The organism is Actinacidiphila sp. DG2A-62, from assembly GCF_035825295.1.
In the GTDB taxonomy this organism is placed as follows: domain Bacteria; phylum Actinomycetota; class Actinomycetes; order Streptomycetales; family Streptomycetaceae; genus Actinacidiphila.
The window spans coordinates 4,078,152-4,100,370 of record NZ_JAYMGI010000002.1; the positions used below are offsets into that span (position 1 = coordinate 4,078,152).

Genomic DNA, 22,219 nt, shown 5'->3' on the forward strand with positions numbered 1-22,219 from the left:
GCGAGCCCGCCTGGGGGCGGGGGTGAGGCCGGTCAGCGCCGCGTCCTGGCGGAACCGGTGATCTTCCTGCGTCTGTCCAGCTCTGCGAACATGTGCGAGACCGACAGGCTGAACCGGGGGAGGCGGCGGTCATGGGCAGGCCCACGGACTGGCACGTGCTGGACCTTGACCGTGATCCCGTGCCCGGTGATCCGTACGAGGTCAAGGAACTCGCCCGCAAGCTCGGCGCGTTCGCCGACGACGTGGCCACCGCCCTGCGGTCGGTACGCGGCCTGGGCGGGGACACCGTCATCCAGTCCTGGGCCGGACTGTCCGGCGACGCCTACCGCGAACAGTTCGGCGACCTGCCCGGCGAACTCGACAAGCTGGAACGCTCCTACCGCCTCGCCTCCGGCGCCCTCGACAACTACTGGCCGCAGTTGGAGACCGCGCAGGCCGACGCCGACCGGGCCCTGGCCCAGGGCCGCCAGGCCCGCGCCGACCTGGACACCGCCACCTCCCAGCTGAACAACGCCGACGCCTGGGTCAAACGCGCCCAGGACAAGTCGAAGCAGCCGCGGGAACCTGCTGGCCTCGACCGAGCCCGGCGGCGGCACGACCGGCTACACGTATGACGAACACGGACGACTGACCGCCGTCACCGACCCGCTCGGCGGCACCGTCCAGGTCGCCTCCAACGCCGCGGGCCTCCCCATCGCCGTGACCGACCCGGTCGGCGGCACCGATCGATACGAGCGGGATGCCTTCGGCCGAGTGGTCGCCATGACGGACCCGATGGGCGGAACGACCCTTGTCGGCTGGACGTCGGAGGGCCTGCCCGCCTGGTCCCAGGGACCCGACGGCGCACGCGAGTCGTGGACCTACGACGACGACGGCAACCCCGAGGAGTACGTCGGCCCCACAGGCGCCGTCACACGCACCGCCACCGCTGGGTTCGGTCTGCCGGCGTTCCGCAGCAGCCCCGAGGCGGGGACAGTCCGATATACGTACGACACCGAGATGCGGCTGGTCGCCGTAACAGACGCAGAGGGCGCGACGTGGACGTACACCTACGACGCCGCGGGGCGTTTGATCGCCGAGAGGGACTTCAACGGCCGCACGGTGAGATACGTCCACGATGCCGCCGGGCGCCTTGTCGAGCGGATCAACGGCGCGGGGCAGCACGTTCGGTACACGCGTGACGAACTGGGCAGAGTCGTCGTCAGTAGCACGGACGAGGCCACCGCGACGTTCGCCTACGACGCGGCGAACCGTCTGGTGCGGGCGGTCAACCAGGATGCCGAACTCACCTTCGCGCGCGACGAGTCCGGCAGAATCGTCGCCGAGACCGTCAACGGCCGTGCGGTCGGCAGCGTCTACGACCTGCTGGGACGGCGGGTCCGGCGCACCACTCCGGGTGGCGTCACCAGTGACTGGGAGTTCGACGCAGCCGATCGGCTGGTGGCTCTGCGGGTGGAGGATCGAGCCCTCGCGTTTTCCCACGACGTCGCCGGGCACGAAGTGAGGCTGGTCCTCGGCCCGTTCGCCGATGTGCGCCGCGGATGGAACGACGCGCACCGGCTCGTCGCCGAGCACTGGACGACCGCGACCGGTTCCAGCCGGCGCGGTTGGGAGTACGACCAGGCGGGCTCCGTGCTGCGCACCACCTCCGACCTCGGCGACGTGAGTGCGGAGCGGCTGTTCGAACTGGACTCCGCGGGGCGGATCCGGGGCGTCCACGACCCGGAGCGCCCCGAGGCGCGCGAGGACTACGCGTACGCACCGCGCGGATCAGTAGTGGAGGGTGCTGTCGAGGACCCGGCCGCCCACGGCGGTCAGGGCGACACCGGTCGGACCTACCATGGCACGCTGCTCACTCGGGCCGGGCGGACCCGCTACACGTACGACGGACAGGGACGGGTCGTCGGCAAGGTCCGGTCGCTGCTGTCAGGCGGGCGCAAGGTCTGGGCGTACACGTGGGACGCCCACGACCGTCTCGTCGGACTGCGGACGCCGGACGGCACCCGTTGGCGCTACCTGTACGACCCGTTGGGGCGCCGGATCGCCAAGGTGCGGCTCACGGCGGACGGGGAGGTCGCCGATCGCACCGACTTCGTCTGGGACGGCGCCAAACCGGCCGAAGAGAGCGAAATCCGCACGGACGGAACCACGCGCATACGCACCTGGGAGTGGCAGCCGGGGGCCGCCCGGCCCTTGGCGCAGACGGACACCGTACGGTCTGTACCTCCGCCACGTGCGGGGTCCGACGAGGCTGTCGAGCCGCTCGCCGACACAGCGAGCCAAGGCGCCATCGACCGGCGCTTCTACGCCATCGTCAGCGATCTGGTCGGTATGCCCACCCACCTGGTCGACGAGGACGGCCAGATCGTCTGGCACGGCGACTTCACCGTGTGGGGCCAACCGCGCGGTGTCGACGGAGAGTTCGCCGTCGACTGCCCCCTGCGCTTCCCCGGGCAGTACAGCGACGCGGAGAGCGGCCTCCACTACAACTACCTGCGGTACTACGATCCGGAAACCGCGCGTTACCAGTCGCCCGACCCCTTGGGTCTGGCCCCGTCCGACGACCCGCACGGCTACGTGGCCAACCCCCTCACCTGGTCCGACCCGTTGGGGCTGGCCGCGTGTGAGATCTTCTACCGGGTGATGTCCGCGAGGGAGTTCGAGGGTCTCGGCCCGATGGGCGAGATCAGCGTCAAAGGCACCGAGAACTTCTCACACAGGAGGTGGACTACGTCACCGGTATCGCCGCCAAATTCGCCCGGCGTGGCGGACGCAACGCGCAGAAGTACACCCATCTCGTGAGGTACGCGATGGAACCGGGAACTCGCGACGCGCTCATCGCCGCCGGTAGGGGCTCTGGCGACAACATCGAAGCGATACGTGAGGCGTACGGCCTGCACCTGGACGAGATCGGGCAAAGCGTGGATTTCGTCCATGTCAAACTGGAGCGCGAGGGCCTGAACTTCGGCCTCCGGCCAGGGTCGGTCGACGTTTTCAATTCCCGTATCCGCAGTATGACCCACACACTGCTCTGAAGGACGGCCATGGGAGAATTCACCTCGTCCCCGGCGGACGACGCCGACGGCATTGCGGCGCACCGGGTCAAGGAACTGGTGGGTACCGGATACATCAGCGCAGAACGGGCTCAAGCGATTGTCGCCGCGGCGCCCGAGGCGCGGGACCGGATCGTGGAGTGGCTGCGGTCCGCGGCCGCGTCCGGCGACTGGCGGACGGTCGAGAAGCTCGCCAACCTGGCGGCGCACACGCGGCCCGAGGGTCTGGCCGCTGTCCTGGCTCCGATCGTCGCCGACGGCACGGCGCCCACCAACTACGAAGACTTGGTGGAGATCCTCGGCGAGGTCGCCGATCATGAGCGGGACCCCGAGGCGGTACCGGCGATCGTGCGCTTGATGACCGCCCGCATGCCCACCGACGGGCAGGCCTACGCACTGAGTCTGAAGGCCCTGCAGGCGTTGGGGACGATCGGCGGCGCCGAGGCCGAGCAGGCGCTGCGCGCCATTGCGGAAGACGACGACCACCCGAGCCAGGTCCGGTGGGAGGCCGCCGTCGAGCTCGGTATCGAGGACGATCTGGGGTTCGACGAGGACGAGATGACGGGCCCCCCTGTGCGGTGGCACGAGGGCGACACCGGTGAAGCAGGTCCCGGTGGTCATGCCGAAGCGGACGGCGACCGGTCCGATCCGACCTGACCCGACCTGGCCCGGCCTGGACCGGCCTGGACCGGCCTGGACCGGGATGCCTTCCCACGGAGACGACGTGGACTGATCCGTGCGTCCCGTCGCGGACGGCGCAACGCGTTCCGGTCTCATTCTTTCCACACCGGCCCACCAGGGCAGCCGAGGGCCCCGACCACTCAGCAGTCGGGGCCCTCTTCGTTCCAGCTCGCCAGCGCCTCGTCGGGCATGCCGCCGCCGGAGAGAGCTGCCGGTGCCGAAGGAAATAGGGCATATGAGCCAAGGGTGACGGTCCCCCGTTCGGCCGGTCAGGACCCTTCCGTGCCGTCAGACTCCTGGACAGGAACGCTCCGGTGGGGCGTGCGTATGGGGGCGAGGGGGCTGGGTGTGACGGATCACGGCGTCCATCGCGCACGCCCGGCGACGGGGGACGGGCCGGGTGGGCGACAGTACGGCGACGGTCAAGGGCGGGACGACGGGTCGCTGCGTGCGGTGCCGCGGCACGTGGCGTGCGTGATGGACGGCAACGGCCGTTGGGCGCAGCAGCGTTCGCTGCCACGAACGGCGGGCCATCGAGCTGCCGAAACCGCCGTCATCGACGTCATCGAGGCGGCCCGGGCGGCCGGAGTCGAGTGGCTCAGCCTGTACGCCTTCTCCACCGAGAACTGGAACCGTCCCGGCACCGAGGTCGACTACCTGATGCGCCTGGTCCGCCGGGTCGTGCGCAAGCACGCGCCGCTGCTGCTCGCCCGCGGCATCCGCTGCCGCTTCCTCGGGGCCGCGGACCCGCGGATCCCCCGTGCACTGGCCCAGGACTTCGACGATCTGACGACGCTGACCGCAGACAACCAGGGGATGACGCTCACCGTCGCCTTCGACCACGGCGGACGCCGCGACATCGTCGAGGCCGCCAGGTCGCTGATCCTCAGCGGGGTACCCGCCGACGAGGTGACCGAGCGACTCTTCGCGGACCACCTGCCGTTCCCCGACACCCCCGACGTCGACCTCGTCATCCGCACCTCCGGCGAACAGCGCATCTCCAACTTCATGCTCTGGCAGGTCGCCTACGCCGAGTGGGTCTTCCCCGACGTGCTCTGGCCGGACTTCCGGGCCCCTGACTTCCTCACCTGCCTGCACACCTACCGGCACCGTGACCGCCGCTTCGGCGGCGTGCCGCCCCAGACGAACGGAGACCCGTCATGACGACTGGAACCACGGGAACGGCCGACCAGGCACCCCTGTTCGGCCCGGAATCGCAGTTCCGCGCCTTCTTCGACGACCCGCGCTGGGCGCTGGCCCTGATCCGCGCCACCGTGCTGGAGGCCGCCCACCCGCAGATCGGCGCCGCCCTCGCCGACAACTCCACCTTCGTCGCCCACCCCTGGCGTCGGCTGCGCAACACCTTCCTCAGCATGCGGCGCATGTTCGACGCCGACCCGGCGGTACGGGAACGAGAGGCCGCCCGGCTCAACAGGCTGCACGCCCGCATGAGCGGCTCCGACTCCCGCGGCCGCGCCTACGACGCCATGGACCGTGCGACCCGCGCCTGGGTGGTCGCCACCCTCTACGAGAGCGCCGTCACCATGTGCCGGCTGAGCGGTCAGCCGCTCGACCAGGACACCATGGAGCGCATGTACGCCGAGTACCGCTCCTTCCTCGCCGCGCTCGACGGCGACGCCGGGGAACTCCCCGAGGATCTGAACGACTTCTGGCGGTACTTCGACAGGGTCGTCGAGGACGAACTGGAGAACACCGAGGCAGCCCGCATCATCCTCTACCGGCTCTTCGACCACCTGCCCGCCCCGGCACGGCTCGACGGCGCACCGACGCTGTGGGCGGCCGGCCGGGCCGTGGTCGGGCCGCTCCTCGGCGCGATCACCGTCGCCTCGCTCCCCGAGTCCTACCGGCGCAAGTCCGGCCTGCCCGTGATGCCCGGCGCCCCGACCCTCATGCAGGGCGCCTACCTCGCCGCCGGGCTCACCCGCTTCCTGCCCGAGGGCTGGATCAATGCCGAGACCATCATCCAGACCCTCTCCCTCAAGCCCGACAGCGACGACCCCCGCGCCCGGACCGCCACTGCGCTGCGCGCCCGCATGAAGCGGGCATCGGCCCTGTTCCGCCTCCTCACACCGCTGAGCGCTGACCCGGGCGCCGACCCGGCGCCGGCTGCCTCGGCGGCCACGGGAGAGGGCGGGCGCTCGGCGGAGGACTTCTTCCGCCAGGTGCTGGACCAGACCGGAGACGGCCACCTCGACTGGCCTGACCTCGCGGCCATGGCACGCGAACTGGCCACCCGCCTCGACCTGGACGAACCCGAGGAGACCCGGCTCTACGACGCCTTCGCCGCCTGGTGGCGCGAGCTCCAGACCGCCCTCGACACGGACGGCGACGGCCGTGTCAGCGCCGACGAGTACGCCGCCGCCGTCCCCTCGCTCGCGGGTCCCGCGCTCATCCGCGTCGCCGAGGTGCTCTTCGACGTCACCGACAAGGACGGCAGCGGGACCATCACCGCGGACGAACACCGGGCGCTCTTCCGCACCGCCTTCCACCGCGACCTCGCCACCGCCGACGGCGCCTACGGCCGCAGCGCCTTCGTGGGCGACTTCCTCTCCTTCATGTCCGGCCGCCGCAGGAACACCGCGTACGACCCCCTTCTCGGCGACGCCTGACGACCGCGTGCATGTTGGCTGCCGCGGCTGCACGCTTCGTGACCACGCCTGGATTTGTGGCTCAGGTGGCGGCGGCATGTCCTCGGAAGAGGAGTGCGACGCGTGGACCCCATGGAATACCCGGAAATCGAGGACTGGGCCGGGAAGTTGGGAGTCGACGCGGTGGACTTCCTGGCCCACCACGCGCCGCAGTCCCACTGGCTGGCCATGAGCCACGTCGTGTGGCCCCGCTTCATCGAGGTGAACGACTGCGTGCCCTGGTCGCGCGTCTACGATCCTGACAACATCCGATCTTGGTAGGACCGGCTGCCTGACCGCCCCACCGACATCGAACGCACTCTCAACCAGCTCAAACTCTGGCAGGTCGTTCCGTCGGACGAGACGCCCTCCGACGACGCGGCCCTGAACGACGTGGCCGGGGTCATCGCCCGCACCTGGCGGGCCGCCCTCGCCGACCGCTACCCCGGCCGCCGCTTCGACGTCGACGTCCTGACCACGGAGGACGGCCCCATCGTCACCTTCTCCACGCGCCGCTGAGTTCCCCACCACCGGGACGAGGCAGCCTGGTCCCGCGCCGGTATCACTTCTGGTCTCGTTCGCTCCGTTCAGCCTCGTCCGCGATCCGGCCGGCCGAACGCCCTTCGCTGGTCAGGACACCTTCGCCCGCCCACGGATGCCCCCGTGACCCGTTGGCAAGCGTGTTGGCGGCGCCCCGTCACGAGTTCGGCTCTCGTATTCTCCGCGCCGCGGCACGTCTGACGCGGTGTCGCCTCCGGGGCCGAGGTCGCTGGGGGCTGTCGGATCGCTTGAGCGTCGGGAGTCGGTGCCCTGGCTTTGACCCGGCTTGTGCGGCTGCACACCATGCCGGTCCCTTTGGGCGTCAGCCACCCGACAGCAAGCAGCAGCGGCTCGCGGCCCTGGTGGATCTCCACAGCGATGCGAAGCACACTGTCGAGGCGGCGGTGCAGGCACCTGCGGATACGCGCGAACTGCTTGAGTGCTCACGGCGTTCACCTCGCTTGCGGCGTCGGTCTTGTCGGTGCGCGCTGCCAAGCCCCCGGAAGGCTCAAGCCCGGCGGTGTGAAGGTCCGTGAACTGTCGTGGTTCCGCGCCTCCCGCTCGGGCGAGTAGTGGTGGGGCCTCAGCCGGACGCTCTCCTCCCGTGAGGAAGAGCTCACCGCGTCCTTGGAAGAACTCACGGCGTCCGGACATCGGGTCTGTCCACGTCCGAAGAACGGCAGCTCCTTTCTCCGAAGACCTGGAGCGTGCGGGCACCGGCCCGTCAGCCGGCGCTCCGGGGGCGCGCAGTCCTCCCCGGCCAGGACCGGGGCGGCCGTCAGCCGGTGGCGAGCGCCTCGGTCGGGGAGAGCCGGGAGGCGCGCACCGCTGGGTAGAGGCCGGCGAGGGCGCCGATGGCGAGCGTGGACAGCAGGCCGCCCGCCAGGACCCCCAGCGGAAGGGCGACCGGCCAGCCGTGGGCGGCGGTGTAGGCGAGGGTGGCCAGCAGGCCGGTCGCTGTGCCCGCGAGGCCGCCGAGCGCCGACAGCACCACGGACTCAGTGAGGAACTGCAGCCGGACCTGGCCGCGGCTGGCGCCCAGAGCCCGGCGCAGGCCGATCTCCCGGCGGCGCTCGAGGACCGAGATGACCATGGTGTTGGCGATGCCCACCCCGCCGACCAGCAGCGCCACCGCTGCGAGCCCCAGGAAGAGTGCGGAAAAGGTGTTCTTGGTCTTCCGCTTGGCGGTGAGCGCGTCCGAGGGACGGCTGACGGTGACGACGCCGGGCAATTCCGGGTAGACCGTCGCCGGCAGCACGTCGGCGACGGCCTCGATCTGGTCCTCCTCGGCCTTGACGTACAGGACCGTCGGACGCCCGTCGAAGCCCAGCTCTGTCCTGGCTGGCTCCCAACCCACCAGAACCGACCGGTCGATGTCGGGGGACAGCGGGGTGGGAGCCAGCACGCCGATGACGGAGAACCACCGATGGCCGACGTAGATCTGTGGCGCGGGCCCGCCCGGCGCCAGGCGGGTGAAGCCCAGCCGCGTCGCCGCGACCGAGCCCAGCACGGCGGTGGGGAAGCGGTCGGTACTACGGTCGAGGAAGCGGCCCGACGCGACGTGCGCGTCGAGGAGGGGCAGCAGGTTGTCCCTGCTGGCCAGCACGCTCAGGCCCGCATAGTCCGCCGGGTCGGAGCGGTCCGAGCGGTGCACCTCGGCGTGGGTGTTGGCGACGGCGCTGACGCCGGTGACCGGGCCGATGCGTGCCGCCATGGCGTCGGCGTCGGCGGGCAGCAGGACCGGCGGTTTCTGGTCGGGCGGCGGCTGCACCTTGAGCGTGTCGGTGCCCATCGCGGACAGCTGCGCGAGCAGCGCCTGCTGGCTGGACGCGGGGATCGCCGTCACCACGATCATCGTCGCCACGCCCAGCGAAATCCCCAGGGCCGACAGGGCAGTGCGTGCTTTGCGGGTGCGGACGCCGATCAGACCGAGGGCGAGGACGTCGGGGAAGGCGAGGCGGGCCGGACGCAGGCTGGCGCGCGGAAGCGGCTCCACGTCCGGCTGCGGGTCAGGCGCGGAAGGAGGGGTGGCGGGGGTCGTCAAGGGAGGTCCAAGAAGTGTCGGCGACGAGCTTTCCGTCGAGGATGTCCAGTCGCCGAGGCAACTGCCGGGCGACGCCGAGGTCGTGGGTGATCAGGGCGATCGTGGTGCCCTGGCCGTTGAGTTCGGTCAGCAGGTCGAGCACGGCCTGCCCGTTGGCGGTGTCGAGGGCACCGGTGGGCTCGTCGGCCAGGACCAGCGCCGGATCGTGGACCAGCGCACGGGCGATCGCCACTCGTTGCTTCTCCCCGCCCGACAGCTTGCCTGGCACGTGCTCGGCCCGCCGGGCGAGCCCGACGCGAGCCAGCGCCTCGCGCGCCAGTGGGGCGCGCCGCCGCCGCGGTACCCCCGCGTACAGCAGGCCCATCGCGACGTTCTCCGCAGCGGTCAGCCCCTCGGTGAGGTGGAAGTGCTGAAAGACGAAGCCGAGCCACCGGCCACGCAGGGCGGAAAGCCGGCGGTCGTCGAGGCCGGCGACGGCGTGGCCACCGAGTTCGACCGTGCCGCGGGTGGGGCGGTCCAGCGCGCCCATGATGTGGAGCAGCGTGGACTTCCCGGACCCCGACGGCCCGAGGATGGCCACGAACTCGCCCCGGCCGATCGTCAGCGAGACGTCGTCCAGCGCGGTGACCGGGCCGTACGACTTGCCGACGTGCCGTACGGCGAGCACGGGCGGCGTGGCTTCGGTGCTCACGAGCTGGTCACCACCCGCTGCCCCGCCGCGACGGGGCCGGTGATCTCGACCAGGCCCTGCGCGAACAGCCCGGTCGCGACCCGAACGAAGCTCCCGTCCGGTCGTTGGACCGCGTATCCGCCGCCGCTGAGCGCCACGAGCGCGCCCACCGGGACGACCAGGACGTCCTTCTTCGTGGTGCCGGTGAACAGCACGTGCACGGGAGCGGTGTCCACACCGTCCGCGGCGTCCGTACGGTCGAGGGTGACGATGACGGTGCGGGTGGGAGCGGTGTCCTCGGCACCGCCGGTGTCGGAATCCGTCACCGCGGTGCCGACGCTGACGACCCGGCCCGGCGCGGTGGTGCCGTCGGGCAGTGTCACCTTCACATGGTCGCCGCGGTGCAGGGAGGTGAACTGGTCGGCCGACAGCGCAACGGTCACCACCTTGCCCGTACCGGTGACCGTCATCAGGTCCGCGGCGCCGTCGTCGCCGACCTGCGCCTTGAGTTCGGCCACCCGCACCGCGCCGGTGCTCACCACGATGTCCGGGATGTCGAGGACACCGGTCGCCGGCAGTTGCTGCGCGTGCTGCCAGCGGCTGATGGCGGCCCGAAGACTTGTGGTGAGGACCGCGTCGCCGCGCCTGACCTTCTGCGGCGCGGCGGAGGCGGAGTCCCGTGCAGCCGCGTCCGCCGAGGCCGCGCCGGGCGCGGCAGACTCCGCGGACCCGGTGGCCGCCGCGGACGTCGGCGGCGGCGCAGGGGTGACGTACGAGCCGACGGCGGGCTGGGCGCCGATGTCGTACCCGAGAGCCTTCAGGTTGTCGGCGACGACCCGTACGTCCGGCCCGACGGTCCCGACCCTGTCGAGGGGCCGGTAGAGGGGGGTGGAGCCGTAGAAGAGCACCGTGGGCCGATCGTCGATCCGGTAGAGCTGGTGGCCGCGAGTGATCGTGGCCCCCTGTACGGGGACCCAGGTGACGCGGCCGGTAGCGCCACCGTGCAGGGTCCGGGGGGTGCCGTAGCCGAGCGTGCCGTCCACCGAGACGGAGGTGCTCAGATCGTCCCTGGCGACGGTGGCCAGGTGCGCGGTCCCCACCGGCGCCGCGGCGGGGGCGTCGGCGCCGCGGGGCCACAGCGCCAGGACCGCCGCCGTCCCGCAGACCAACAGCGCCGCCGTCGCGGCCACCGCACGCCTGCGCGTACGGTTACGGGGCAGCGCGCCGGTCTCCTCCCCCGGTGCGGGCGGGGCCTCCCTCCTCCGGTGCGCCCTAGCCACCGAACGCCTCCAACTGGCAGGCGCGCTCCAGCTCCAATTCGTTCGGCGGCGCCCATCCGTCGGGGAAGGTGTAGCCGCTGCTGTCGGGCATCGGCTCGACGTTGATGCCGTGCGCGTGCATGCAGGCGATCTCCGCCCGGAAGTCGTCCATGTAATGGGGGTTGGTGGTCGGGCTCAACTCCGGCGGTGGCAGTGGCGACTTGGACAGACACGCCGCCTTCGCCGCGGCGAAGTCGGGGTCGTTGTCGTCGGGGACGCGGAAGCCGTCCTTGACCACGGGCTGGTAGGACACGCCGTGCTCGTGCATGCACGCCGACCAGATGTTGTTCAACCGGGTCTTCTCCTCGTCGGAGGTGTCCAGGCGCAGTTGTGGGCGGCCGGAGTCGGCGGTGGCGCTGCTGCTGCCGCTCGTCGCCGCCGAAGAGGCGCCGGCGGAGGCCGGTGGCGCGGAGGCGACGCGCGCGCCGGAGCCGCCGCCCGAGCAGGCGGTCAACAGGGCCAGTGCGGCGGCCCCGGCGCACAGCGGCGCGGCCCGGCGGGCGTGACGGCGGGGTAGGGAAAGGGACATGACGTCCAGCCTGGCCGCCGGATATGAAGGTCTGGTCAGGGCGCTGTCAGCATCGTGTTCGCCGGAGTTACTGTCCGGAGTATGTGCGCGCATGTCCTGGTCGCCGAAGACGACATCAAGCAGGCCGAAATCATCGGCCACTACCTGCGCCGCGAGGGCCACACCGCCAGCGTGGTCCACGACGGGCGCGCCGCGCTGCGGGAGATCCGCCGCCGCGAGCCGGACCTGGTGGTCCTCGACGTGATGATGCCCGCCGTCGACGGCCTCGACGTGTGCCGCGTGCTGCGCCGGGAGTCCGACCTGCCGGTGCTCATGCTCACCGCGCGCACCACCGAGGACGACCTGCTGCTGGCCTTCGACCTGGGCGCGGACGAGTACATGACCAAGCCGTACAGCCCACGGGAGCTGATGGCCCGGATCCGCAACCTGCTCAGGCGCCGGGCGCGGGAGGCCGCGGCGGGGCCGGCGCTGCCCGACGGCCCGGGCGTGCTGCGGTGCGGCGCCGTCACCGTCGACCTCCCGCGGCACACCGTGACGGTCGACGGGTGCGAGATACCGTGCACGGCGGGCGAGTTCGAGCTGCTGGCGACCCTGGCGGCCGCTCCAGGGCAGGTCTTCAGCCGCCGACGGCTCCTTGCCGCCGGCCACGGCTCCGCCGCCTACATCACCGAGCGGACCGTCGACGTCCACGTGCTCAACCTGCGCAAGAAGATCGAGCCGGACCCGCGCCGGCCCGTCCACCTGGTCACCGTCTACAAGGTGGGCTACAAGCTCAGCGACCAGCCGGCCGCGCACCGCGTACGGGCAGCCGGGGCCGCACCGCCCGGGGCGCGGCCGGACCGCGGCGGCGGATCCGGCCGCGATGCCCGCTGACCGGCCGGCGGACGGGTCGCGCCCGTTCCGGCCGCACCACGGCCTGCTCTTTCGTCTGGTCGCCTCCTCGCTGCTCATCGTCGTGTGCGCCGTCGCAGCGACCGCCTGGCTCGCCGTCAGGAGCACCACGAGCGCCGTACGGCAGCAGCAGGGGCAGGTGCTGCGGGACGACACCGCGATCTACCGCGCGATGACGTCCTACGCGGCCACGCACCCGAACTGGGACGACGCCGGCCCGGTGGTACGCGACCTGGCGCGCGGCACCGGACTGCACATCACCCTGGTCGCCCAGGACGCCGCCCACCGGACCGTGACCGCCTGGCCACCCGGCCCCGCGCGGCACGCGGACCGGGCGTTCGCGGTCATCGACCCGCTGCACACGGACCCTGCGCTGACCGCGACCGGTGCCGGGGCGATCGACCCGGACGCCCTGGGCCCGTACCGGCTCGCGCCCTCCGACCGGCGACGGCTGTCCGCGCTGGCCGAGTCCGCCGCCCGGTGCCTGACTGCCGGTCACGTCGCGTACACCCGGACGCTCAACCCGGCCGGCCGGCCCCGGATCGCCCTCGCCGAGAGCCCAGGGCTGCGGAACCGGATCGACGGGACCGACAGCTACGCCGCGAAGGTCGCCGAGAACTGCGGGGTCTCCGCGCTGGACACGCCCACCGCCGGGGAGAGCCGGGCCCTTGCCGCGCTCGACGCGCTGCTCGGCTCGTGCCTGGCCCGCCGACACCTGGCGGCCTTCCACGTCGGACTGGACTTCCTGCCCACCACGGCCTCCACCGCCGCATCCACCCCCGCGGGCCGCGACTGCGTGGAGGCGGCGCGGCGTGAGCAACTCGCTCCTTACGTCGCCCCCGCCACGCTGCTGTACGTCGGCGAGGAGCCCGGGCCCACGCTCGCCGGGTTCGACCTGTCCCGCTCCAACGGGCTGCGCGTCCTCGGCGTGACCGCCACCGTCCTGCTGCTCGCGGTGGCCGTCACCGTCCTCAACGGCACCCGCCTGACCGGCCCGCTGCGAGCCCTGACCCGCGCCGTCCGCGACGGCACGGACACGCCTGTGACGCCACGCGGGCGCGACGAGATCGGCCGCCTCACCCACGCTTTCAACGAGATGGCCGCGCACCGGGCCCGTGTCGAGCAGCAGCGCCAGATCATGGTCGGCGACATCGCCCACGAGTTGCGCACGCCGCTGAGCACCATGCGCAGCACGCTGGAGGCGGGCCAGGACGGCGTGATCCCGGTCGACGCACGGCTGACGGCGTCGCTGCTGGAGGAGACACTGCTGCTCCAGCACATCATTGACGACCTGCAGGACCTCGCGGCGGCCGACGCCGGGACGCTGCGCCTGCATCCGGAGACCCTGCGCGCCCGCGACATCCTCGACCACGTCGCCGTCATCCACCGCACCGCCGCCGAACGCGCGGGCGTGACCGTCTCCGTCACGGTTTCCGCGGCTGCGGACGGGGAGGAGCCGGAGCTGTCGGCGGACCCGTTGCGGCTGCGCCAGATCCTCGGCAACCTGGTGTCCAACGCGGTCCGGCACACCCGCGCCGGGGACACCATCGCGCTGCGTGCGCGGCGGGAGGGGCCGGCGTGGTCATCGACGTCGCCGACAGCGGCTCCGGCATCGCGCCGGAGGACCTGCCGTACGTTTTCGACCGCTTCTGGCGCGCGGAGAAGTCGCGCAGCCGCAGCACCGGGGGCAGCGGCCTGGGTCTGGCCATCGCACGCAAGCTCACCGAGGCGCACGGCGGCACGCTGACCGTCGCCAGCACCCCGGCCCGGGGCACTGTCTTCACCGTCCGGCTCCCCGCCGACGCGGTCCCGGCGGGCCTGCGGGGGTCGGAGACATGAGGCGTTGGCACGGCGGGACAGGAGCCGCCGACGTGGGAGGGCGGATTCGCGCTTCGTTGATCGATCGGTGCAGAGCCAGGTCCTGCCGGACCGCACGCTAGGTACGGCCCACTCCGGCCCTTTCTGCCGGCCGCGTCTCCTTCAGGCTCCCGGAACCGGCGGCGCGCCCTCCCGCTCGCCCGGCTGTGGTCGGCCGCGGGGAGACGCCGAACAGTACGGCTGGGACCGGGCAGCCGCGGCGGGACTCATCGCGACCTGCCCGGTGACCGAGCTGGAGTTCTTCTCTAGCGCGCGTTCCGCCGAAAACCGGGCCCGCGGCATCGAGGACATGCGGCTGCTCTTCGGCTGGGTGCCGCTGGACGACCGGGCCTACGATCGCGCGTGGCGGGTCCAGCAGCTGCTGACCCGCACAGGGCAGCACCGGAGCGCGGGCCCGGTGGACCTGGTCGTGGCCGCGACCGCGGAACTTCAGGGGCTGACCCTCCTGCACCGTGACCGGGATGTCGACGGCATCGCCGCCGTCACCGGGCAGCCCCTCCAGTGGTACGGCCCCGACCCGGAGAACAGGAACGCTGGTCTTAGCTCTGATCTCATTCCATCTGTGTTCGGGCCGCCTTTCCGCCCGGGCGGGCGGGGCGGCGGTGCTCTGTGCGGGGATGCCGCTCGCGGCGGGGACGGATCAGCCGTTGCGTACGAGGTCGCGCAGCTCGGCCGTGGTGATCACGTGGGCGCGGGACGGGAAGACGCGGGTGATCAGGGTGTGGTGCGCCTCGGGGTCGTAGTCGGCGACGCCGTCGGACAGGACGTAGACGCGGTAGTCGCGGTCTGCGGCGTCGATCAGAGTGGAGAGCACGACGCCGCTGGTGCTGACGCCGGTGAGGACGAGGGTGTCGATGCCGCGGGCGCGGAGCTGCTCGTCGAGATCGGTGGTGGACATCCCGCCGAAACGGGTCTTGCGCACCTCGATGTCGCCGTCCCGGGGGGCGATCCGCGGGTCGACGGCCGTCGCGGGGTCCTCGTGGTGCATGGCCTTCCCCTCCGCCGCGGCGGCGAACGTCTTGTTGGTCTCGGGGATGGCCTGCCAGTCCTCCTCGGTGAAGCCGACGCGTACATAGCCGATGGTGCAGCCGGCCTCGCGCAGGTCGTCTATGGCCGTGCCGACGCGCGCGATCAGCTCGTCCGCCTGGGACAGCGGGGAGGTGATGGCGCTCTGGAAGTCCATGGCCAGCAGGGCGGTACGCGCCGGGTCGACGGCGGGGACGGAAACGGTGGTGCTCACGTGTTTGTCTCCTCGGTGATGTGGTTCATGCGGTGTGTCATCAGCCGGCGGTCGCAGACCGTCAGCAGCAGGACGGCGGCTCCGGCGGCGACCAGGACGGCGCCCAGGGTGTGCAGGCCCTCGTCGCTGACACCGTCGCGGAAGACGATGCTGCTGATCACGGCCGAGGCGATGGTGCCCAGGTAGCCGAAGGTCCTGAACAACCCGGACGCGCTGCCGATGCTCGTGGGGGAGGCGTAGAGGTAGAGGGCGGTCTGGTTGCCGACCGTGGTGGTGGCGATGGTGACGCCGAAGACCAGGGACACCGCCAGGATCAGGATCACGGAGCTGCCGGAGCCGAGCACCAGGATGCCGAGCGCGCCGACCAGCATGCTCACGGCGGCCGCGACCAGCGAACCGCGCAGGATGTTGCGGCTGGAGAGCGGTCCGGACAGCAGCGCGGAGAGCGCGCCCATCGGTACGAGCAGCAGTCCGGCGGCCGGTGCGGACAGGCCGCGCGCCTCCTCGATCCACTGCGTCATGCCGTACATGACGGTGTAGGCGCCCAGCAGGGTCAGCGCCTGGCGCAGATAGGTGCGGGTGAGAGCGCCGTTGCCGAGGAGCTGGCGCAGGTCCAGGAAGGGGGTGCGGGCGCGCAGTTCCCACCACCAGGTGGGCGGCCCGACGACGACGAACACCACGAGCGCGGAGACGTCCAGGCGGGGCAGGCCCGCCAGCAGGACGACCAGTGCCGTCATCGACGCGGCGAATCCGAGGAGTCCGGTGAGGTCGATGCGGCCCGCCAGCCGGCGCGGGCCTCCGTGTCCGACCCCGCGCGGGTCGGCGGGGATCCACAGCAGGGCCATGGCCAGGGCCGCGGCGGTGACCGGAACGTTGATCAGGAACGCCCAGCGCCATCCGGCCGCGCCGACCAGCAGGCCGCCCAGCGGTGGGCCGACGGCGGTGGTGGCCATGCCGGCGATGGCCAGGCCGCCGAGCACCCGGCCGGGCGGCTCCTTCATCCCGGCGGCCGTCGCGCGGCGGCGGATGAGGACCATCGCGGACGGGAACCCGGCCGACGTACCGATGCCGATGAGCACCCGGGCCACGGTCAGCGTGGCCAGATTGCGGCCGGAGCCGCCCACCAGTCCGCCGGCCAGGACCACCAGGATGCCGGTCAGGAAGACCCGGCGCGGTCCGAGGACCTCGGCCAGTTTCCCGGCCGTCGGCTGGGCGACCGCGCTGGCCAGATACAACGAGGACACCAGCACCGACGTGCTGCCCACCGAGACGTGCAGCCCGGTGGCGATGGGCACCAGCGCGGTCGCCATCAGGGAGCTGTTGACCGGGTTGAGGCTGGACCCCACGTAGAGCGGAGACGTGAACCGGCGGGGAAAGGGCTTCTTGCCGGGGGCCCCGCCCACGGCGAGCGGGTGGGCGGTCGTCATATGCCATCGCCCGTGGCGTCGGGTCCTGCGTCGGGATGCGTGTCAGCCCGCGCGTCGGCCCCCGCGTCGGCCAGGCGTTCCAGCAGTCGCACCGCTCGTTCCGTGTCCTCGCGCTCGTGCTCCGGGATCTGCTCCATCGCGCGGACCAGGAAGGCCATCCGGCGGCCCACCCACGACGCGTACAGCTCCCTGGCCGACGGCGCGGCGCTGATGAGGATCTTGCGCCGGTCGCCGGGATCGGACTCGGAGACCACCAGGTCCGCGGCCTTGAGCGCGGTCAGGCTCTGCGCGATGGCCTGCGGAGTGACGTGCTGCAGCTCGGCGAGCCGCGCCGCGGTCACCGGGCCGTGCTCCAGCACATTGGCCAGGACCGACACCTGGGTCAGCGTGAGCCCGGCCCCGTACATACCGGACTCGGACCGCAGCCGGTTGCGCAGCCGCTGCACCCCGCGCTCCAGTCTCAGTGCCGTGTCCTTCGACCAGTCCACTTCGCCGTCCATGGAAGCCATCGTAGTTCTTCGACAAGTAACTTGGCAAAGATACTTGGTTAAGTTTCTTGTCGAAATGGCGAGCCGAAACTGCCAGGGACGAGGCCGGCCACTGGCACTACGGCGCGGCCCAGACCCTCACCGCCGACGGCGGCACCGCCCGTTACTACCCCCTACAGCGGCCACGGCGCCGCCGCCGGCGGCGGCGCGGTCCTGCGCAGCGGCAGCAGATCGCCCTCGTCGAACTCACCGGTCAGCCCACGGGCGACCCCACCCGTCGAAGGCATCGCCACCCCGGTCCCGCACAGCCTCCCCCCTTGACCCGGCGGTCCCGCGCCGGGCCGGACACCGGCGCCGCGGTACGTCAGGCACACTTCGGATGACGACGTACGTCTCCCGCCTTCCAGGAGGACTCCATGACCGACCGGCCCCTGACGCTCATGGCGGTGCACGCCCACCCCGACGACGAGGCCACCGGAACCGGCGGGGTTCTCGCGCGGTACGCGGCGGAGGGCGTCCGCACGGTTCTGGTGACGTGTACCGACGGCGGTTGCGGTGACGGACCGGAGGGCGTCAAGCCGGGCGATCCGGGGCACGACGCGGCGGCGGTCGCCCTGATGCGCCGTCAGGAGCTGGAGGCGAGCCGCGCGGTGCTCCGGATCAGCGACCTGGAGATGCTGGGGTACGCCGACTCGGGGATGATGGGCTGGCCGACCAACGACGCACCCGGGGCCTTCTGGCGGACCCCGGTCGAGGAGGCCGCCGCCCGGCTCGCGGCGCTCATGCGCCACTACCGCCCCGATGTGGTCGTCACGTACGACGAGAACGGCTTCTACGGCCACCCCGACCACATCCAGGCCCACCGCGTCACGATGGCGGCGCTGGAGCTGATCGAGCTGACGCCGAAGGTGTACTGGACCACGGCGCCCCGCTCGATGATGCGGCGGTTCGGCGAGGTGATGCGCGAGTTCGGCGCGGAGATGCCGGAACCGGACTCCGCCGAGGCCGCCGCGATGGCCGAGATCGGGCTTCCCGACGACGAGATCACCACATGGGTGGACGCCACCGCCTTCAGCGGCCAGAAGTTCGACGCGCTGGCCGCGCACGCGAGTCAGGGCGAGAACATCTTCTTCCTCAAGATGGGCAAGGAGAGGTTCGGCGAGCTGATGGGCGTCGAGACCTTCGTCCGGGTCCGCGACACCACGGGTGCGGCCGTGCCCGAGAACGACCTCTTCGCCGGCCTGCGCTGATCCGCCCGCCCCACCGCCGGCACGCGGGGCTCAGGCGGCGCCTTCGGCGCGTAGGTCGTACTCCTCGCGCGCGGCGAGGACTTCGCCGACGTGCTCCACCGACCACTCGGTGAGCACGCGCAGCGGTCCCCGCAGGGTCTGGCCGAGGGGAGTCAGGTCGTACTCGACGTGCGGCGGCACCTCGGGGTACACCGTCCGCCGGACCAGTCCGTCGCGTTCGAGCGTGCGCAGCGTCTGGGTGAGCATCTTCTCGCTCACCCCGGCCAGCCGCTGCCGCAGCTGGGTGAACCGGCAGGCTCCGTGCTTGCCGAGTTCGCCCAGCACGAGCACCGCCCACTTGCTGCCGATCTGGTCGAGCAGGTCGCGCGAGGGGCAGCCGCGCGTGTACGGGTCCCATGTCGCCATGGGCTCGGTCACATCCTGGGCAGTCGCCATTCCACTCACCTCGATACTTTCCCGCAGGTGGCCACCTTACCAGCAAGTGGCTACTTACCGATGGAGAGCAAGCAGGTCAACCTGGGTTTCGTCACGCCGCGAGGAGAGTTCGCGGCAGGAAGGGGCGAACCCATGTCCATCGTCGTCACCGGAGCCACCGGCCAGCTGGGCCGGCTCACCGTCGAGGCGCTGCTGCGGCGCGGAGTCCCGGCCGCCGACATCGTCGCGACCGGACGGGACACCGCACGCATCGAAGACCTCGGGGACCGCGGCGTCGTGGTGCGCCGGGCGGACTTCGCCGAGCCGGACAGCCTCGCGGCGGCGTTCGAAGGGGCGGACCGGCTGCTGCTGGTGTCCACCACCACCGTGGACGAGCGGTCGGCCAACCACCGCCGGGCCGTCGACGCGGCAGTGGCGGCGGGCGTGTCGCTGGTGGCGTACACGAGCATGACGCGGGCCGACACGGCGACCACCATCCTGGCCCGTACCCACCGCGTCACCGAGGAGTACCTGCGCGAGCGCCAGGTCCCCAGCGTTCTGTTGCGCAACAGCTGGTACGTGGAGAACTACACCGCGCAACTGCCCCTGTTCCGCCGGCACGCGGCGGTGGTCGGAGCCGCGGGCGAGGGCCGGATCAGCGCCGCGTCGCGGGCCGACTACGCGGAAGCCGCCGCGGTCGTGCTGACCACGGAGGGCCACGCCGGCGCGGTGTACGAGCTGGGCGCGGACGAGGCGTTCACCCTGGCCGAGCTGGCCGAGGCGGTCTCGGCGGCCACCGGGGAGCCGATCGCCTCCACCGATCTGCCCGCGGACCGGCTCACCGAGGCGCTGATCGGGCCGGCCTGCCCGCCGAGCTGGCGCACATCCTCGCCGACGCCGACCTCGGCATGCGCCGCGGCGAGCTGTACACCGACTCCGGCGACCTCAGCCGTCTGATCGGCAGGCCGGCCACCACCCTGTCCGACGCGATCGCCGCCGCGCTGCGCTGACCGTCGGCTCCCCGTCGGCTCCCCGTCTGCTCCCGTCCGCTCCCGTCTACTCCCGTCCGTTTTCGTGTTCTTTCGTCTGATGCCGTCCCCATCGGCACGAGGCGCTCACCGCCTCGCCGTTCCCCGACCGTCCCTGTCCGTACCCTCATCCGGAAAGGCGCCGACCGTGTCCTCCCGTACCGTTCCCCCGCACACCGCGTCCTCGCGTACGACATCCACCCGCGCCGTGTGGCGGCGCGCGCTCGTCACCGCCACCGCCTCCGCGGCCCTGGCCGCGCTCGCGCTTCCCGCGACCGCCGCCACCGCCGCGACCGCCCCGACCGCCGCCCCTGCCGCGCCCGCGGCCGGCAGCCCCGCCCCCGCTCACGCTCCCCACGCCGGAAAGGGCGACGACCGGGCGATCACCCTCGACGGCAGCGACGCGTTCCCCGAGAGCGTGGCGGCCGACGGCCGCTTCGTCTACGCGGGCAGCATCGGCGACGGCGCCGTCTACCGGGGGCGCCCCGGCGCGGCCACGCTCGAACCCTTCCTGCCGGCCGGCCAGGACGGCCGCACCCAGGCCACCGGCATCAAGATCGCCGGCAACCGCCTGCTGGTCGCCGGCGCGTTCACCGGGCGCTTCTTCGTCTACAGCACCGCGGGCAAGCTCGTCGCCGCCTACGCCGTTCCCGACACCGGTGAGCAGACCCTCGTCAACGACGCGGCCGTGGCCCCCGACGGGGACGTCTACATCACCGACTCCTTCCGCGCCGTGGTCTACCGGATCCCGGCCGCCGAGGTGGCCGGGCCCGCCACCGGCGCCCACCGGACCCTGCGGGTGGCCTACCGCCTGCCGGACTACGTGGCCGGCCAGTCCAACGGCAACGGCATCGTCACCGCTCCCGACGGCAGGTCGCTGATCATCGGCTACTGGTACAGCGGCGCCCTCTACCGGCTCGATCTCGCCACCGGCGCGGTCCGCAGGATCGACGCACCGCCGCTGCCCAGCGCCGACGGCATCGTGCGTCGGGGGAACACCCTCTACGTCGCGCGGTCGGTGAACAACGAGGTCACCGAACTGCGGCTGTCCGCCGGGAGCACCCGGGCCGCCGTCGTCTCCGAACGCACCTTCCCGGGCGCGGACGCCACCACCGGAGTCGCCGTGAGCCGGGGCCGGCTGCTGGTGACCAACTCCCAGATGGACACGTATCTCTACGGCGATCCGCTGACCAGTCCGGTGTTCACGGTCGAGAGCCTGCCGCTGCGCTGAGGCCCGGCCGGGAGGTCCGACGCGCGCGGCGCGGGCCCCGGCGGCGACGGATGCCGGGGCCCGCGCTGGAGCTCAGGGGGTCACCCGAGCGCGGGGGTCGCACGAACGCGTGTCGTCACGCGAACGCGGGTCGTCACACGAACGTCATGCTGATCTGCTCACCCTGCACGGTCCAGTGCTGCTGGTTCGAGGCGGAGTTGCACCCGCTCACGTCGACGATGTAGCTCCGCGAGTAGTCGGAGGTCAGGCAGACGTTCGGGTGCTGGGTCTCGTAGATCGTCTCGCCGCTGACGGTCCACTGCTGCCGGTCGGACGCGGGGTTGCAGCTGGACGTGGAGACGATGTAGCTGTTCGGGTAGTCGGAGGTCAGGCACAGATTGGACCTCTGGGTCAGGTAGATCACCCCTCCGCTGACGGTCCAGTGCTGGCCGGAGGAGCCGTTGCACCCGTTCACGTTGACCATGTACAGCGGCGGATACGTCGAGTTCAGGCACAGGTTGCCCGAGTGCGGGACCACGACGGCGGGCGCGGTGGCCGCGACGGCGGGCGCGGTGGCCGCGACGGCGGTCGACGGCACGAAGAAGGACGTCAGTGCGAGAAGCGCGGGCACGAGGAGCTTGCGCAGAACGTTGGCCACGAGCTGAATCCCTTCGCGATGAGCAGATCCGCATCGGCCGGGACACGTCTGTCCCTCCCGGCGAAGGGATCTGGTGAGGTGCGGCCTACCGAGGATGCCATCCGGACCCCAGGTCATATGCCGCACAATCACGCCAGGAATTGGCGTGGCGTCAGGTGGGGATGCGGCCGTGAACGCGCGGTGACGTCGGCGCCCCGGACGGCCTTTCCGCGGTCGGCGTGGTCTGTGAGGATGTGGGGTGACCGGCTGGG

General features: G+C 72.0%; 21 protein-coding genes and 3 pseudogenes. 15 read left to right on the forward strand and 9 right to left on the reverse strand.

The genetic code is table 11. The features are described from left to right. Positions 1 to 131 precede the first annotated feature (131 nt). The 8 genes from VSR01_RS18255 to VSR01_RS18290 all read left to right on the forward strand — a co-directional run bounded on the left by VSR01_RS18255 (position 132) and on the right by VSR01_RS18290 (position 6,901). Entirely contained in the window at positions 132 to 614 is a 483-nt protein-coding gene (locus VSR01_RS18255) for a putative T7SS-secreted protein (RefSeq protein ID WP_326450278.1), read from the forward strand. A gap of 160 nt (positions 615 to 774) precedes the next feature. Continuing rightward, positions 775 to 2,802: an RHS repeat-associated core domain-containing protein gene (locus tag VSR01_RS18260; protein ID WP_442785484.1), complete on the forward strand. Its 2,028-nt coding sequence runs from the start codon at positions 775 to 777 to the stop codon at positions 2,800 to 2,802. Next, positions 2,799 to 3,035, forward strand: a complete 237-nt coding sequence (locus VSR01_RS18265; protein WP_326450279.1) for a hypothetical protein — start codon at positions 2,799 to 2,801, stop codon at positions 3,033 to 3,035. Before VSR01_RS18260 ends, VSR01_RS18265 begins: the two co-directional genes overlap by 4 nt. A gap of 9 nt (positions 3,036 to 3,044) precedes the next feature. Beyond that, the gene (locus tag VSR01_RS18270) at positions 3,045 to 3,710 is read left to right on the forward strand and encodes a hypothetical protein (protein WP_326450280.1); all 666 of its coding nucleotides are present in this window, start codon (positions 3,045 to 3,047) and stop codon (positions 3,708 to 3,710) included. Positions 3,711 to 4,178: 468 nt separating this feature from the next. Continuing rightward, positions 4,179 to 4,898, forward strand: coding sequence for a polyprenyl diphosphate synthase (gene uppS, locus VSR01_RS18275; RefSeq protein ID WP_326453702.1), 720 nt, complete (start codon positions 4,179 to 4,181; stop codon positions 4,896 to 4,898). Beyond that, complete coding sequence (locus tag VSR01_RS18280; protein WP_326450281.1) at positions 4,895 to 6,364, forward strand: oxygenase MpaB family protein; 1,470 nt, start codon at positions 4,895 to 4,897, stop codon at positions 6,362 to 6,364. The genes uppS and VSR01_RS18280 overlap by 4 nt, the downstream gene beginning before the upstream one ends. 102 nt (positions 6,365 to 6,466) lie before the next feature. After that, the gene (locus VSR01_RS18285) at positions 6,467 to 6,664 is read left to right on the forward strand and encodes a hypothetical protein (protein WP_326450282.1); all 198 of its coding nucleotides are present in this window, start codon (positions 6,467 to 6,469) and stop codon (positions 6,662 to 6,664) included. A 111-nt stretch (positions 6,665 to 6,775) separates the two neighbouring features. Further along, a complete protein-coding gene (locus VSR01_RS18290; protein WP_326450283.1) occupies positions 6,776 to 6,901 on the forward strand; it encodes a hypothetical protein in 126 nt (41 codons plus the stop codon). 799 nt (positions 6,902 to 7,700) lie between these two features. Here VSR01_RS18290 and VSR01_RS18295 read toward each other — a convergent pair. From VSR01_RS18295 to VSR01_RS18310, 4 genes are all read right to left on the reverse strand, one after another. Then, a complete protein-coding gene (locus VSR01_RS18295) occupies positions 7,701 to 8,966 on the reverse strand; it encodes an ABC transporter permease (protein WP_442785485.1) in 1,266 nt (421 codons plus the stop codon). Continuing rightward, entirely contained in the window at positions 8,932 to 9,657 is a 726-nt protein-coding gene (locus VSR01_RS18300) for an ABC transporter ATP-binding protein (RefSeq protein ID WP_326450284.1), read from the reverse strand. Before VSR01_RS18300 ends, VSR01_RS18295 begins: the two co-directional genes overlap by 35 nt. Next, positions 9,654 to 10,826 carry a hypothetical protein gene (locus VSR01_RS18305; protein ID WP_326450285.1) on the reverse strand — a complete coding sequence of 391 codons (1,173 nt, stop codon included), beginning with the start codon at positions 10,824 to 10,826 and terminating at the stop codon, positions 9,654 to 9,656. The genes VSR01_RS18300 and VSR01_RS18305 overlap by 4 nt, the downstream gene beginning before the upstream one ends. Before the next feature lie 82 nt (positions 10,827 to 10,908). Further along, positions 10,909 to 11,484, reverse strand: a complete 576-nt coding sequence (locus VSR01_RS18310; RefSeq protein ID WP_326450286.1) for a hypothetical protein — start codon at positions 11,482 to 11,484, stop codon at positions 10,909 to 10,911. An 81-nt stretch (positions 11,485 to 11,565) separates the two neighbouring features. On the opposite strand from VSR01_RS18310, the gene VSR01_RS18315 reads away from it, so the two are divergent. From VSR01_RS18315 to VSR01_RS18330, 4 genes and pseudogenes are all read left to right on the forward strand, one after another. Beyond that, positions 11,566 to 12,357: a response regulator transcription factor gene (locus VSR01_RS18315; RefSeq protein WP_326450287.1), complete on the forward strand. Its 792-nt coding sequence runs from the start codon at positions 11,566 to 11,568 to the stop codon at positions 12,355 to 12,357. 190 nt (positions 12,358 to 12,547) lie between these two features. Further along, positions 12,548 to 13,636 (forward strand): annotated as a pseudogene (locus VSR01_RS18320) (HAMP domain-containing protein); the annotation flags it as partial. 317 nt (positions 13,637 to 13,953) lie between these two features. Beyond that, complete coding sequence (locus tag VSR01_RS18325; protein ID WP_326450288.1) at positions 13,954 to 14,214, forward strand: sensor histidine kinase; 261 nt, start codon at positions 13,954 to 13,956, stop codon at positions 14,212 to 14,214. Positions 14,215 to 14,410: 196 nt separating this feature from the next. Next, a pseudogene (locus tag VSR01_RS18330) lies at positions 14,411 to 14,770 on the forward strand (PIN domain nuclease); the annotation flags it as partial. Positions 14,771 to 14,893: 123 nt separating this feature from the next. On the opposite strand, the gene VSR01_RS18335 reads toward VSR01_RS18330, so the two are convergent. The 3 genes from VSR01_RS18335 to VSR01_RS18345 are packed head-to-tail and all read right to left on the reverse strand — an operon-like array spanning position 14,894 to position 17,420. Then, the gene (locus VSR01_RS18335; protein ID WP_326450289.1) at positions 14,894 to 15,493 is read right to left on the reverse strand and encodes a cysteine hydrolase; all 600 of its coding nucleotides are present in this window, start codon (positions 15,491 to 15,493) and stop codon (positions 14,894 to 14,896) included. Beyond that, entirely contained in the window at positions 15,490 to 16,920 is a 1,431-nt protein-coding gene (locus VSR01_RS18340) for an MFS transporter (protein ID WP_326450290.1), read from the reverse strand. Before VSR01_RS18340 ends, VSR01_RS18335 begins: the two co-directional genes overlap by 4 nt. Then, entirely contained in the window at positions 16,917 to 17,420 is a 504-nt protein-coding gene (locus VSR01_RS18345; RefSeq protein WP_326450291.1) for a MarR family winged helix-turn-helix transcriptional regulator, read from the reverse strand. The genes VSR01_RS18340 and VSR01_RS18345 overlap by 4 nt, the downstream gene beginning before the upstream one ends. Before the next feature lie 404 nt (positions 17,421 to 17,824). Between VSR01_RS18345 and VSR01_RS18350 the strand changes: the two genes are divergently transcribed. After that, positions 17,825 to 18,658 (forward strand): PIG-L family deacetylase, encoded by an 834-nt coding sequence (locus tag VSR01_RS18350; protein WP_326450292.1) that lies wholly within the window; start codon positions 17,825 to 17,827, stop codon positions 18,656 to 18,658. Positions 18,659 to 18,688: 30 nt separating this feature from the next. Here the strand turns inward: VSR01_RS18350 and VSR01_RS18355 are convergent, their stop codons facing one another. Then, positions 18,689 to 19,093: a winged helix-turn-helix transcriptional regulator gene (locus VSR01_RS18355; RefSeq protein ID WP_326450293.1), complete on the reverse strand. Its 405-nt coding sequence runs from the start codon at positions 19,091 to 19,093 to the stop codon at positions 18,689 to 18,691. A gap of 132 nt (positions 19,094 to 19,225) precedes the next feature. On the opposite strand from VSR01_RS18355, the pseudogene VSR01_RS18360 reads away from it, so the two are divergent. Beyond that, positions 19,226 to 20,082 (forward strand): annotated as a pseudogene (locus VSR01_RS18360) (SDR family oxidoreductase). A 166-nt stretch (positions 20,083 to 20,248) separates the two neighbouring features. Then, positions 20,249 to 21,331: an SMP-30/gluconolactonase/LRE family protein gene (locus VSR01_RS18365; protein ID WP_326450294.1), complete on the forward strand. Its 1,083-nt coding sequence runs from the start codon at positions 20,249 to 20,251 to the stop codon at positions 21,329 to 21,331. Between the two features lie 133 nt (positions 21,332 to 21,464). Here VSR01_RS18365 and VSR01_RS18370 read toward each other — a convergent pair whose 3' ends face one another. Continuing rightward, entirely contained in the window at positions 21,465 to 21,968 is a 504-nt protein-coding gene (locus tag VSR01_RS18370; RefSeq protein WP_326450295.1) for an RICIN domain-containing protein, read from the reverse strand. Positions 21,969 to 22,219 lie beyond the last annotated feature (251 nt).

Bases quoted from the DNA above. Each gene is read 5' to 3' on its own strand.
- VSR01_RS18255 (WP_326450278.1), top strand. From the start codon at position 132: ATGGGCAGGCCCACGGACTGGCACGTGCTGGACCTTGACCGTGATCCC.
- VSR01_RS18260 (WP_442785484.1), top strand. From the start codon at position 775: ATGGGCGGAACGACCCTTGTCGGCTGGACGTCGGAGGGCCTGCCCGCC.
- VSR01_RS18270 (WP_326450280.1), top strand. From the start codon at position 3,045: ATGGGAGAATTCACCTCGTCCCCGGCGGACGACGCCGACGGCATTGCG.
- VSR01_RS18280 (WP_326450281.1), top strand. From the start codon at position 4,895: ATGACGACTGGAACCACGGGAACGGCCGACCAGGCACCCCTGTTCGGC.
- VSR01_RS18310 (WP_326450286.1), bottom strand. From the start codon at position 11,484: ATGTCCCTTTCCCTACCCCGCCGTCACGCCCGCCGGGCCGCGCCGCTG.
- VSR01_RS18315 (WP_326450287.1), top strand. From the start codon at position 11,566: ATGTGCGCGCATGTCCTGGTCGCCGAAGACGACATCAAGCAGGCCGAA.
- VSR01_RS18340 (WP_326450290.1), bottom strand. From the start codon at position 16,920: ATGACGACCGCCCACCCGCTCGCCGTGGGCGGGGCCCCCGGCAAGAAG.
- VSR01_RS18345 (WP_326450291.1), bottom strand. From the start codon at position 17,420: ATGGACGGCGAAGTGGACTGGTCGAAGGACACGGCACTGAGACTGGAG.
- VSR01_RS18350 (WP_326450292.1), top strand. From the start codon at position 17,825: ATGACCGACCGGCCCCTGACGCTCATGGCGGTGCACGCCCACCCCGAC.
- VSR01_RS18355 (WP_326450293.1), bottom strand. From the start codon at position 19,093: ATGGCGACTGCCCAGGATGTGACCGAGCCCATGGCGACATGGGACCCG.